Origin of the sequence: Maricaulis sp., assembly GCF_017642925.1 — a bacterium.
In the GTDB taxonomy this organism is placed as follows: Bacteria; Pseudomonadota; Alphaproteobacteria; order Caulobacterales; family Maricaulaceae; genus Maricaulis.
Genome location: NZ_JAEPOL010000002.1, coordinates 223,042 through 235,817, shown reverse-complemented (window position 1 = coordinate 235,817; position 12,776 = coordinate 223,042). Strand labels below are relative to the sequence as shown.

At 67.0% G+C, this 12,776-nt stretch carries 10 protein-coding genes; 3 read left to right on the top strand and 7 right to left on the bottom strand.

Annotation, left to right across the window (positions count from 1 at the left end):
• Positions 1–2: 2 nt before the first annotated feature.
• Genes JJ918_RS02655 through JJ918_RS02645 form a run of 3 tightly spaced genes read right to left on the bottom strand, consistent with a single transcriptional unit; the run spans position 3 to position 2,923 of the window.
• The gene (locus tag JJ918_RS02655; RefSeq protein ID WP_291882869.1) at positions 3–758 is read right to left on the bottom strand and encodes an enoyl-CoA hydratase/isomerase family protein; all 756 of its coding nucleotides are present in this window, start codon (positions 756–758) and stop codon (positions 3–5) included.
• The gene (locus JJ918_RS02650) at positions 755–2,386 is read right to left on the bottom strand and encodes a class I adenylate-forming enzyme family protein (protein WP_291882867.1); all 1,632 of its coding nucleotides are present in this window, start codon (positions 2,384–2,386) and stop codon (positions 755–757) included. Before JJ918_RS02650 ends, JJ918_RS02655 begins: the two co-directional genes overlap by 4 nt.
• Before the next feature lie 33 nt (positions 2,387–2,419).
• Positions 2,420–2,923: a MaoC family dehydratase gene (locus JJ918_RS02645; RefSeq protein WP_291882864.1), complete on the bottom strand. Its 504-nt coding sequence runs from the start codon at positions 2,921–2,923 to the stop codon at positions 2,420–2,422.
• Positions 2,924–3,088: 165 nt separating this feature from the next.
• On the opposite strand from JJ918_RS02645, the gene JJ918_RS02640 reads away from it, so the two are divergent.
• Genes JJ918_RS02640 through JJ918_RS02630 form a run of 3 tightly spaced genes read left to right on the top strand, consistent with a single transcriptional unit; the run spans position 3,089 to position 8,449 of the window.
• Entirely contained in the window at positions 3,089–4,405 is a 1,317-nt protein-coding gene (locus JJ918_RS02640) for an MFS transporter (protein ID WP_291882862.1), read from the top strand.
• A complete protein-coding gene (locus JJ918_RS02635; protein ID WP_291882859.1) occupies positions 4,402–5,184 on the top strand; it encodes an SDR family NAD(P)-dependent oxidoreductase in 783 nt (260 codons plus the stop codon). The genes JJ918_RS02640 and JJ918_RS02635 overlap by 4 nt, the downstream gene beginning before the upstream one ends.
• 22 nt (positions 5,185–5,206) lie before the next feature.
• Positions 5,207–8,449 carry a carboxyl transferase domain-containing protein gene (locus tag JJ918_RS02630; RefSeq protein ID WP_291882857.1) on the top strand — a complete coding sequence of 1,081 codons (3,243 nt, stop codon included), beginning with the start codon at positions 5,207–5,209 and terminating at the stop codon, positions 8,447–8,449.
• A 364-nt stretch (positions 8,450–8,813) separates the two neighbouring features.
• Here the strand turns inward: JJ918_RS02630 and JJ918_RS02625 are convergent, their stop codons facing one another.
• Genes JJ918_RS02625 through JJ918_RS02610 form a run of 4 tightly spaced genes read right to left on the bottom strand, consistent with a single transcriptional unit; the run spans position 8,814 to position 12,737 of the window.
• Positions 8,814–10,574: an arylsulfatase gene (locus tag JJ918_RS02625; RefSeq protein WP_291882855.1), complete on the bottom strand. Its 1,761-nt coding sequence runs from the start codon at positions 10,572–10,574 to the stop codon at positions 8,814–8,816.
• A 2-nt stretch (positions 10,575–10,576) separates the two neighbouring features.
• On the bottom strand, positions 10,577–11,731 hold the full coding sequence (locus JJ918_RS02620; RefSeq protein WP_291882854.1) for a glutathione S-transferase family protein: 1,155 nt from the start codon (positions 11,729–11,731) through the stop codon (positions 10,577–10,579).
• Positions 11,728–12,348 (bottom strand): TetR/AcrR family transcriptional regulator, encoded by a 621-nt coding sequence (locus tag JJ918_RS02615; RefSeq protein WP_291882851.1) that lies wholly within the window; start codon positions 12,346–12,348, stop codon positions 11,728–11,730. The genes JJ918_RS02620 and JJ918_RS02615 overlap by 4 nt, the downstream gene beginning before the upstream one ends.
• Complete coding sequence (locus JJ918_RS02610) at positions 12,345–12,737, bottom strand: hypothetical protein (RefSeq protein WP_291882848.1); 393 nt, start codon at positions 12,735–12,737, stop codon at positions 12,345–12,347. The genes JJ918_RS02615 and JJ918_RS02610 overlap by 4 nt, the downstream gene beginning before the upstream one ends.
• Positions 12,738–12,776 lie beyond the last annotated feature (39 nt).

Here is a 12,776-nt window from a genome sequence, read left to right as displayed (position 1 = left end):
TCTCAGGCCCTTTTGATATCCGGGAAATGGCCGGACGCGATCAGGGCATCGATCGCGTCCGCCAGCTGACGGGTTTCCGCCTGAAGCGCGCATTCGACCGGATCGCGCAAGGAGGCGATGCGGGCCGTCTTGTAGCGGGCCAGCGTGCCGGACGGCAGGGCCAGTAGCCCGTGCAGGCAGGCCGAGACGCGGTCGTCGAAATCGGCGGCGGGAACCAGGTCGGTGGCCAGTCCGGCACGGACGAGCTCGGGCCCTTTCAGCGGCCGGCCCAGCATCAGGATCTCGTTCGCCCGGTGCGGCGCACAGAAGCGTTCCAGCAGGACCGTCGCGCCGCCGCTGGGAAAGAGGCCGTGCAGGCCTTCGGGAAAGCGGATGCCGGCGGTTTCGCTCCAGATGACCATGTCGGCATTGAGCGGCCAGGAGGCGCCGCCGCCGATTGCCCAGCCGCGCACGGCGCAGACTACCGTCTTCGGGCCGAACATGATCAGCCGGGTGATGGTCTGCAGCCGGTCGATCGCGACTTCCAGCCCTTCCCGCCGGGGTGGGTTGGACGCCAGCTCGACCAGGTCGTCGCCGGAACAAAAGGCGGTGCCCGATCCGGCGAGCAGGATGATGTCTGTTTCCGCGTCGTCATGAGCTTGCTGCAGCGCCGCGTTGAGCCCGTCCAGCATGGCCCCGTTGATGGCGTTGAGACGGGCCGGTCGGTTCAGCGTGATCCGCGCGACGCGGCCGCCGGTCTCGTAGAGAACCGGGCTCATGCCGTCGCTCCTTCGTCCGCCGGCCGGTAGTCGTTGGCGGCCCGCTTCTTCAGCGCAACCTTGTCGACCTTGCCGATCGGCAGCAGTGGCAGTTCGTCGAGAACAACGAAGCGCTTGGGCTGTTTGTAATTGGCCAAGCGGCCGCGGCAGAAGGCCTTGAGATCGTCCAGGTCGAGATCGCCCCCGGGCAGGATGTAGGCCACGCCGACCTCCTGCCAGACGGGGTCGGCTGTGCTGACCACCGCGGCCATGTCGACGGCCGGATGGCTTTCCAGAACGGTCTCCACCTCACGCGGATAGACGTTGTAGCCGCCGGATTTGTACATCTCTTTCACCCGCCCGACGATGGAGTAGCTGCCGTCCGGATTGCGCCGGCCGATATCGCCGGTCGCCAGCCAGCCGCCCGGCAGCAGCGTCTCCGCCGTGGCCTCGGGCCGGTTCCAGTAGCCCAGCATGTTGTAGACCGAGTGGGCCAGTATCTCGCCCGATTGGCCGTCGGCGACGGTATTGCCCTCCGGGTCGACCAGACGCACCTCGGTGCCGGGGAAGGGATAGCCGACGGTCCCGGACAACAGGTCGATATCCCGGCTCGGCGGTACGATGGTGATGGCGCTGCCGGATTCGGTGAGCCCGTAATTCGTGGCCAGCGGGACATTGTAGCCGAGCAGGCGCTCGATCAGCTCGCGCGGCATGACCGCGCCGCCCCACATAACCATCTGCACGGACGACAGGTCGAATGTGTCGAAATCGGGATCTGCGAACTGCAGCTGGAAGGTGCTGGGCACCGAGCCCCAGAAGGAGACCTTCTCGTCCTGCATCAGCTCCAGCGAGCGGCGCGGTGAGAAGTGCTCGAGAAACACGATCGTACCGCCGGCGGTGAGGGTGGGGGTCGAGACGTCCACTACGCAGCCGATATGGTTGATCGGGAAATAGTTGAGCGCGCGCATGGGTCGGATCGGCCAGATGCCGTGCTGTTCGACGCTGAAGCCGACAATGCCCTCGTGATGCAGCAGGGCGCCCTTGGGCTTTCCGGTCGAGCCCGACGTGTAGACGATCATGCAGGCATCGCGGCCGCCGCTAGCGTTACGTTGTGCGACATGGGCGTTACCTGAAAGCGACGCGCCCGCCTCCAGGAAGTCCCCGAATGCGACCGCGCCGTCCGGTATGTGATCGCTGTCGCGTTCGAAGATGACCAATTGCCGGATCGAGGGCGTGCGCGCCTTCAGTTCCAGCAGGTCGCCGGCATAGTCGCGTCCGTCCATCCGCGAGCGGGCGAGCAGGACGACCGGCGCGCTGTCTCCGGCGACATACGCGAGTTCTTCCAGCTGGTAGCGGGGGTTCATACCGACCCAGATCGCGCCGATTGACGCCGTGGCCAGAAAGGCCAGGAAGTAGTCGGGACTGGGCGTGGAAAGCGTCGCCACCCGGTCGCCTCTCTCTACGCCGGCCGCGATCAGCGCCCTGGCGAGGGCATCGATCCGGTCGTTGAAGACGCGATAGCTGATGCGCTCATCGTCCAGTACCATGGCCTCGGCGTCGGGCGTGTGCTCAGCGTAGTGGGCCACATAGTCGCTGATGCGCGGAAAGGTCGGCGGAAGCGTATGCGGCGGATGGGCGGGTGCTGTCATGACGTGGATATCCGGATGGCGTGAGGGAGGGGCTCAGGCGGAGGCTGCGGCCTCGGGCGGCATCCAGATGGACAGCCATTCGGCGACGAGTGCGGGGCGCTCGCTCCCCTCGATCTCGATCTCGCAGCCGAACTTCACGATGTCGCGCCCTTTCGCGTCGGTCCGCGTTTCCAGCACCTTGAACCGGCCGCGTACGCGGCTTCCCACCTTCACCGGCGAGAGCAGGCGCATGTAGTCCATGCCGTAATTGAGGAAGTGGCCGTTCTCGCCCGTTGCGCGCTGGGGATCGCTGCCCATTGCGTCGTGCAGCATGTGGGTGAGCAGGGAGACGGTCAGGAAGCCGAAGGCGATGGTGCCGCCATAGGGTCCGTTGGCCGCGGCCCAGTCCGGGTCGATGTGCATCGGATCGGGGTCGAGCGTGACCCGTCCGAAGTCTGAGATCATGCTCTGTTCCACCGGTATCCAGGCGGAAACTCCGACCTCGTCGCCCGCGGCGAAGTGGGAGAAGGTGCTGATTTCGCGTGCGGCTTCGCTCATGCTCACATCCTGTCCGGAAGCTTCGTGTTGACTAAATATGAGGTTGGCGTCATTTTCAGTTTTAGTCAATGGACAGGGGCGGCGGATGTCCGGTCTGGACGCATTCAAGGTTCTCTCCCACCTTGAGCGGCCACCGGTCGTCCGGGGCCATTCCGGGAGGACGCAGTGCAAAGAACGCCCCGACGTATAGTTCTGGCCTTCAGCATTGGCTCTATCGGCACCGGTATCTATCTCACCGTGCCCGGCGTCCTCCTGCTTTACTATCTGACCGAAATTCTCTCGGTCTCGCCGGCCCTTGCGGGTCTGGCGGTTTTTCTACCCCGAGTCTGGGACATGATAACCGATCCCTTCATGGGGTGGGTATCCGACCGGACCCGCTCCCCGCTGGGGCGCCGGCGCCCCTATCTGCTGGCCGGCGGTATCCTGACCGCGCTCAGCTTCGTTTTCCTGTTCAGCGCACCGGACCTGCCGGGCGAGCGCTGGAACTTCCTCTATGTCACCATTGTCTATGTGCTCAGCGCCACGGCCTACACCGTGTTCGCTGTCCCCTATCTGTCCATGCCCGCCGAGATGAGCACGGATCCCGACGAGCGGGCCTCGATCATGGCCTACCGGATGAGTTTCGCGATGGCCGGTGTGCTGGCCGGGTCGGCCGCAGCGCCGGCGCTGCTGGAGGCCTTCGGCGGAGGACGGGGCGGTTTTGCCGCCATGTCCTGGGTACTGGGCGGGGCCTGTGCCGCAACCATGCTGATTGCATTCTTCGGCACCGCCCGCGCGCCGGTCATTCCGGCCCCGAAGGCGGCCCGTAAGGCGCATTTCCTGGACGCGCTGCGTGACGGACGCTTCCGCATGCTGGCGCTGGCCTACATCATCCAGCTCGGCGGTCTTGGCGTGTTCACCGGCTCCACGCCCTACTATGTCACCCAGATCGCCGGCCGCAGCGAAGGGGCGATCTCCACGGTCTTCCTCGCCCTGCTGGGCGGCACCATCCTGTCCATGTTCGCTTGGGCAGCGATCTCGCGCCTGACCGGAAAAGTGCCTGCCTATCTGGCCGCGGCACTGATCACGGTCGTCGGCCTGGCCGGGCTTTGGCTGGCAGCGGGGCCCGAAGACTGGACGCTGGTCATCGCCATGACCGGCGTGGTCGGCATGGGCTTCGGGGGGCTCCAGCTCCTGCCTTTCGCCATGCTCACCGACATCATCCATGACGCTCGCGAGGACGGCCGCGATGCCGCCGGAACCTTTACCGGTGTGTGGACGGCCGTCGAGAAGGGCGGGCTTGCCCTCGGCCCGCTCGTGGTCGGACTGGTCCTGAGCACCGGTGGCTTCGTCTCCGGTGCCGAGGCACAGTCCGACCGCGCCCTGTTCTGGATCCGTGTCGCGGTGGCGTTGATCCCGTCCGCGCTGGCACTGCTCAGCGTGCCGGCCGTGCTGCAGTACCGGGCCGGCACGCCGCGGCCCGCGGCCGACCCGGTTTCATGACCCTGATCGCCGACTTCACCGGCCAGACGGCGCTCATCACTGGCGGTGCCAGCGGTATCGGTCGTGCCGTCGCGCGCGACTTCGCCCGTGCCGGGGCGCGGCTGATCGTAGCCGACCGTGACGCGACCCGCCTGTGCGAGACTGTCGCCGAACTTGCCGCCCTGACGTCGACCCCGGTGGACGGGGTCGAACTCGACGTCACCGACAGTGCCCGTTGTGACGCGGTGGTGGCGCAATGCCTGGCGGCCGGAGGTGGCCGTCTGGACATCCTCGTTCACAGCGCGGGGATCGGTATCGAACGGCCGTTTCTGGATACCACCGACGCGGAATGGTCGCGTATTATCGACACCGACCTCACGGGGACGTTCGCCATCAACCGGGCCGCCGGGCGGGTCATGGCCGAGGCCGGGTACGGTCGCATCGTCAATTTGGCATCCACCGCAGGCGTCGCCGGCGGCACCGGCCGGGCCGCCTATGGTGCAGCCAAGGGCGGAGTGATCATGCTCAGCCGCGTTCTGGCCGTCGAGCTGGCCTCAGCCGGCGTCACGGTGAATGCACTGGCGCCGGGCGCCATCGAGACCGAATTGGTGGCCCGCATGCATAGCGACACCACCCGCAAAGTCTATCGCCGGGCCATTCCGGCTGATCGCTACGGCACGCCGGAGGAAGTCTCCGCGGCCGCCCTGTTTCTCGCCAGTCGCGAAGCCGGTTACATCAATGGCCATGTATTGGCCGTCGATGGGGGATTCCTGGCCGCCGGCGTGATGCACAAGGACTGATCCTGTAACAATCGGAGGCCCGATGACCGGTCTGCTCGTCGCCAATCGTGGCGAAATCGCCATCCGGATCGCCCGCGCCGCGCGCGAAGTCGGGCTCCGCATTGTCATGGTCCATTCGTCCGACGAGGATGCGGCCCGTCATCTCGATTTCGGCGATGTCCGTCATGCTCTGCCGGGGCGGGGCGCGGCGGCCTATCTCGATATAGGGGCCCTGGTGGCCGCAGCCAGCGAACACGGCTGCGATGCGGTCCATCCGGGCTATGGATTTCTCAGCGAAAGCGCGGCGTTTTCCCAGGCCTGCGCGCAGGCGGGGCTGATCTTTGTCGGGCCAGGGCCGGCCACACTCGCCCTGCTGGGCGACAAGGCCCGCGCCCGCGATCTGGCTCGCGATCACGGTGTGCCGGTCCCCGAAGGCCTGGGCGGTCCGGTGGATGCCGCCACGGTCCGCGACTTCCTTCGCTCACTGGGCCAGGACGGTGCGGTCATGCTCAAGGCGATCGCCGGCGGCGGTGGGCGCGGCACCCGCCCGGTGCGCGATGCCGCCGGGATCGAGGCCGCGTTCAAGGCGTGCCAGGCCGAGGCCCAGGCCTCCTTCGGCAATCCCGACCTCTATGTCGAGGAACTGGTCGAACACGCACGCCATATCGAGATCCAGATCCTGGCCGACCGCACCGGTGCCTGTATCCATGCCCATGAGCGCGAGTGTACGCTGCAGCGCAACCGGCAGAAGCTGGTCGAGATCGCCCCGAGCCCGACAATCGATCCGGACCAGCGCCAGGCCATGACCGCCGCCGCGCTGCGCCTGGCCGAAGCGTCGGGCGTGCTCGGGCTGGCAACCTTCGAATTCCTTGTGCGGCCGGACGGGCGGTTTGCCTTCATCGAGGCCAATCCGCGCCTGCAGGTCGAGCATACCGTGACCGAGGCGGTGACCGGGCTGGACCTCGTCCAGACACAGCTGCGTCTGGCTCAAGGCGCGACGCTGGCGGAGCTGGGGCTGGCGGATGGCGCGCTGCCGCTGCGCGGCACCGCCCTGCAGGCCCGGATCAATGCGGAAATCGTATCGGACGACGGGGCGGTGCGGCCGGCGGCCGGCCAGATTACCCGGTTCGAACCGCCAACCGGCCCGGGGCTGCGGATCGATACGGCCGGTCATGCGGGATACCGGCCGAACCCTGCCTTCGATACCTTGCTCGCCAAGCTGATCGTCCACAGCGAGCGCGGCGGCTTTTCGGCCCTGGTGGCGCGGGCGAAGAGCGCGCTTCACGAATTCCGGATCGAGGGCTGCCAGACCAATCGGAGCCTGCTGGAGGCCCTGCTCGACCGGCCGGAAGTGCTCGACGGCACGGCCGACACCGCCTTCGCCGACCGGGTGATGAGCGAGCTGGTCGTCTCGGCTACGGCTCTGGAGGCGGATGCGGACCAGACGGCCGCCGCGGACCTTTCACCCCCGTCGGCCGAAGCACCGTTGCCCGCGGGTCAGCAGGCCGTCAGGGCGCCGACCTCCGGCGTGGTGGTCTCCGTCGAGGTGGCGGCGGGCGACACGATGCGGGCAGGGCAGCCCGTGCTCATCATCGAAGCCATGAAGATGGAGCACGAGGTGGCCGCCCCCGCCGACGGCGTCGTCGCGAACTGGCGCGTCGGTCCCGGCGATCCGGTCACGGAAGACCAGTGCCTGGGCACGTTCGAGCCGGTCGAGGGGCTGGAGGATGCGGCCGTGGAGGCCGCCGCCCTCGATCCCGATCACATCCGCCCCGATCTGGAAGAGATGCTCGTGCGCCGGGCCGAGCTGGAGGACGCCAGCCGGCCGGATGCCGTGGCGCGGCGGCGCAGCCGCAACCAGCGCACGGCGCGCGAGAACGTTGAAGATCTGTGCGACCCGGGCAGTTTCATGGAGTATGGCGCCTTCAACCTCGCTGCCCAGCGCAGCCGCCGCGCGCCGGAGGAACTGCGCGATAAGAGTCCGGCCGACGGCATGATTGCCGGCTTCGGTTCCATCAATGGCGACACGTTCGGCGAGGATACGTCGCGCTGCGGTGTCTTCGCCTACGACTTCACCGTCTTTGCTGGCACGCAGGGCGCCTATAATCACAAGAAGAAGGACCGGATGATCGACCTGGTCGCACGCGCTGGCGTGCCGCTGGTCGTGTTCGCCGAGGGCGGCGGCGGCCGGCCCGGCGAGACCGATACACGCCTGGGCCTGGACATCCCCACCTTCGCCCGGTTTGCCAAACTCTCTGGCAAGGTCCCGCTGGTGGGGATCGTGTCGGGCTATTGTTTTGCCGGCAATGCAGCTCTGCTGGGCTGTGCCGACGTCATCATCGCGACCGAGAATGCCAGTATCGGCATGGGCGGGCCGGCGATGATCGAGGGCGGCGGGCTCGGCGTGTTCAAGCCCGGCGAGGTCGGTCCCGTCGATATGCAGCGGCGCAATGGCGTGATCGATATCGTCGTGGCGGACGAGGCCGAAGCTGTGGCTGTCGCCAAGCGCTACCTGTCTTATTTCCAGGGGACCGTCGCCGATTTCGACGCCCACGATCCGCGGCGGTTACGCAGCCTGATCCCGGAAAACCGGATGCGCGTCTACGATATTCGTGAGGTGATCGACCAGCTGGCCGATGTCGACAGCGTGCTCGAGCTGAAACCGGATTACGGCCGGGCCGCGGTGACCGCGCTGGTGCGCATCGGCGGGCGTCCGATGGGGCTGATCGCCAACGACCCGCAGGTGATTTCCGGGGCGATCGACGCCGATGCGGCCTCCAAGATGACCGATTTCCTCACCCTGTGCGACGCCCACGGCCTGCCTGTCTTGTCGTTGTGCGACACGCCGGGTTTCATGGTGGGGCCGGATGTCGAGGCGAAGGGCCAGGTGCGCAAGGCGTGCCGGCTGTTCATCGCCGGGGCCCAGCTCTCCGTCCCGCTGTTCAGCGTGGTCGTGCGCAAGGCCTACGGGCTCGGCGCCCAGGCCATGGTCGGAGGCTGTTTCCACTCGCCCTTTTTCGCGGTGGCCTGGCCGACCGGCGAGTTCGGGGCGATGGGGCTGGAAGGCGCCGTCCGTCTCGGCTTCCGCCGCGAGCTGGAAGCCATTGAGGACGAGGCTGAACGCGCCGCCTATTTCAATGTCAAGCTCCAGGGCCTCTACGACGAGGGCAAGGCGCTCACCGTCGCAGAATTTATGGAAATCGACGACGTTATTGACCCGGCCTCGACGCGGGAATGGATCCTGCGCGGACTGGATACGGTTGCGGCACGGTTGCCAGCCACCTAAAAACGCGGACATACACCAATTCCGAGACCTATCCGCGTTGGTCTGGCACCACCGGCCTTCGCGTTAGCTCTGTGGAATGCCTTCACCGTCTGGCAGGGCGGGCAGAGCGGGTTCGCCAAACTGTGGAGCCTGGTGCTCGCTGTGGCGATCCTGATCGTGATCCTGTTCGCGGCCCTGAACGGACTGCTCAGCTGGGAGACCAATTTTAGACGCCACCCCTCCGACTGACGGGTGCCGGACGGTGTCAAACCGTTCGGCACCCGGGTCTTTTGGTGGCTCGAACCGTGTGCACACCTGCCCGATTGGTATGACATAAGGTGCACACAAGAGGGACATAGCGCCCCCCTTGTGACCCCGTTTGTGCTCAGTTGCTGTGCGTCTTGCGGCGGCTGAAGACGATCATGCCGATGCCTCCGGCCAGGACCAGCGCGATACCGGCCAGCCAGGGCCAGTAGAAGCTCAGCTGACGGCGGATCGCGTTGCGGAAAATCTGCCGGTGCACGCTGTAGCCCTCGGGCATGGGCAGGACGCCGGCGGTCTCCGCCCAGTCATTATACGACGCAATCATGCGGGCGAGGATAAGAGGCTCGATATCCCCCATATCGGTGGTCTCGCCGGGGTCGGCCTCGATGTCGAACAATTGCCACTCGCCGCTGCCCCAGGGCGCCAGATTGCGCACGAGTTTCCAGCGCCCTTGCACGAAGGCGGCATTGCCGGAGACCTCGAACCCGATACTCCTTTCGGCGAAACCCGTGTCCGGCGCTCCTGTCAGCAGGCCGGCCAGCGACCGTCCGGTAAAGCGGGCCGGATCGGCATCGAGCCCGGCAACGTCGGCGAGCGTGGGGGCGATATCGGCAACACTGGTCGCGGCGCCGACCCGCCCGCCCTGTGCAATGCCTGGTCCGGCCATCACCAGCGGCACGCGCAGCCCGCCTTCCGAGGCGTAGAATTTGAACAGGTTGAACGGCGATGCTGCGGCGAAGGCCCATTCCGGCCCGATAAAGGCGGTCGTACCCGGCTCGCCCAGCGTCTCGACATCCCAGCTGATACCGTTGCGGAACATCCAGAAGCGGAAGCCCGGCTCGCCCACCGGATGGCTCGGTTCGGGACCGTTGTCGGAGGTGATGACGATCAGCGTATTGTCCAGCGCACCGGTCGCGTCGAGATGATCGATCAGCCGGCCCAGATGGGCGTCCATCGCCTCCAGCATGCCGGCATTCACGGCCATCGAGCGGGTGTAGAGCGTGCGTTGCGCGTCGGTGAGACTGTCCCAGGACCGCAGCCTGCCGGGCGTTTCCGCCAGCACCGTGTCCGGTGCGACGAGGCCGAGATCGATGGCGCGGTCCAGCCGGTCCTCGCGCAGCGCGTCCCAGCCGCCGGCATAGGTGTCGATATAAGCGTCGGTATAGGCCGGATCGACCTGCAGCGGGATGTGGATGGCCTGGAAGGCGACATAGGCGAAGAAGGGCCGGCCGTCCCGCTCCGGCGTGTCGAGATAGTCGATCATGCGGTCGACGATGAAGCGCGAGGAGTAGAAGTCCTCCGGCAGTGTTGCCGGCTGCCCATCCTCGAACCAGGGCGCGCCGCGATAATACGGCATGTAGGATTTCTGTTCCCAGTTGTCGGCCCCGGAGGCGTCGAGTGCAAAGGACCGGTCGAACCCCTGGGCGTCCGGCGTCTCGCCCGCGCCATGGCCCAGATGCCACTTGCCGGTCATCGCCGTGAAATAGCCGGCCTCCTGCAGGCTTTCCGCAATGGTGGCGACCGACGGATCCAGCGACAGGCGATAGCCCGGCGCGCCGCGATGTTCCGGCGGGATCACTTCGGGAATCGTGCCGACCCCGGCCCGGTGGGCGTCCAGACCGGTCAGCAGCATGGCGCGCGAGGGGGCGCAAAGCGGTGTCGAGCGGTGGGCGGTGAACAGCATGCCGCGCCGGGCGAGGGCATCGATGGCCGGAGTGCGGGCCTCACCGCCATAGGCGCCGAAATCCATGAAGGCCGCATCGTCCACCACCACGACCAGTATGTTCGGCCGCGTGTCCGTTTCCTGGGCGAGGCCCGTGCCGGTGCTTGCGGCAAGAAGGCCCAGAACGGCGAGGCCGGTGGTGACGATATGGCGGGTCATGATCAGTCGCTCTCCCAGACCTCGGCATTGCCGTGCCGGGCAATGCGGCGGTCGATCTTCGCGTCGAACAGGGGTGTCAGCCCGGCGGCTTCGAACCAGCCGGCAGCGCGCTGGCGCGGCCCGTCATCAAGAGCGGCCAGCGCGTCCTGCAGTCTTTGCAGCAGGTAGACGCGGTAGGGCGAGACGCCGGAGGTGAAGCCGATGCCGTAGCAGCGTGTCTGCGTGGTGCCGACAGCCCGCTTGTGCGGCTTGTCGAGCAGGCGCGTACCGGCGCTGCCGGTCTGTTCCGAGGCCCAGCGATTGAAGGCATCGACCTGATCGGTGATCTCCGGCAGAAGCTCGCCGGCCAGAACCTGCCCGATCGCCAGCAGCGTATCCGGCACGGCATCGTCCGGCAGGAAGCCATGATGCGGATAGCTGGGATATTCCAGGATATCCAGATTGGGCGCGGCAACACGCTCGGTCCAGCGGAACACGCGGTGGGCGCGCTGCTTCATTTCGAAGGCGGGCACCGGATCGCGGCCGAGATGGGCGAAGAGCGGACCGTAGAGCCCGTAGTCGCCCAGGCTCGGCCAGGCGCCGAACAGGCAGGGATGGTGCGCCAGATGGGCCTGGAAGGCGTCGAGCAGCCGGTGATAGCTGGCCTCGATATGCTCGATACTGTCGGGATTGACGCCGAGAATGCCGAGATAGCCCGACAGCTTGCCCATCATGGGGCGGGCGAGGGCATCGGCCTCTTCCGCCGGGCTTTCCGGCGCGATGCCATGGATGAAGCCGGCGGCGATGAACGGGTCCTGCCGGTCCAGATAGCTCCAGCGATAATGCATCGCCATGCGGATCAGGCCTTCGCTGCCCGCCAGGTTGAAGAAGTGCGACAGCACGCGCTGGACCGGTCCGGGCGGATGGCAGCTCAGACGCGGCGCGCCGTGGGCCTCCAGCCAGCCGATAATGTCGTCGGAATCCTGGACAATCGTGCCGTCAGGCGTTTCCAGCACCGGCAGGACGAACCGCCCGATCGCCGGGAAGATGCGTTCGCCGTAGCCTGGATGCGCGCTGGAATACTCCTCGAAGGCAATGCCCTGCTTGCGCAGATAGGCGCGGGCCTTGCCGGTGTAATAGGAGGCCGGTACGCCATAGAGGGTGAGGGGCGCGTTCATCGGACGCCGCCCTCGTCATCGACCGGTGGAATGCGGTCCAGCGTGTCCAGGATGGCGCAGGCCGACATTTCCATCACGCGGGCGGCGCCGGCCCGGCTGAGATCCAGATCGAACCGCAGGCGGCGCCAATAGCCGAAGCCGGTGACGGCAGTGAGCGCGTCGAAGAGTTCGGTGGACAGCGCGCCGTCCGGATTGATGGCGATCTCGAGGCGCTCGCGCTCTTTGGCGAGCAGGAAGTGGTAGTCGTCCTCGAACGTCTCGTAGCGGCCGCGATAATCCTCGGCGGCCAGGCGATAGGGCTCCATCTCGCCGAACATCGCCACGCGGTTGGCCACGAGGCGTTTCAGGCGCTCCATCCGGTCGGCCGTGTTGAGATCCAGCACGGCGCGCGGCAGGAATTCAGCGCGCACGGCCTCGGACAATTCCTGGTAGAGCGCTTCCATGTCCTCGAAACAGCGGAAAACGGTGCGCACGCTGACCCCGGCGCGTTCCGCCACAGACTGGGCGCCGGGCTCGTTCACGCCCTCGCGGACGAATTCCAGGAAGGCGCGCGTGATCTTCTCGCGGCTGGCATTGCGCCGGGCATGACGCCCGTCGGTGGGAGCGGGACGGGTCATGCGGCCGCTCCGGCCGGGCGCAGCCACAGACGGGCCGGCATCATCAGGGCAAAGAGAAGGAGGCCCGGCACGAGGGCGGAGGCGTGCGCCATGGCGCCGGCATCCAGCACCGGTCCGAGGAGGCGTCCTGCGATCACCAGGCCGGCCCAGGCGAGCGGAATATCCAGACGCCGTCCGTCGCCCGCCAGCGCGGCGCGCAGGGCGAGAAGCCCGATCAGGCCGAGCGAGGCGGCGACATCGCCGCGCATGAAGTTGAGGCCCAGCGCCTCGGGGCTTTCCAGCCCGATATGGGGCATCAGCCGCATCGGGACCAGCAGGGCCAGAAGGCCCAGAAAGACAAGGCCGGCGCCGGCCAGGCCGGTCGTCGCACGAAGGATGGGTTGCAGCATGCCAGGCGTCTCCCGCTCGAAAGCAAACAATTGACACGC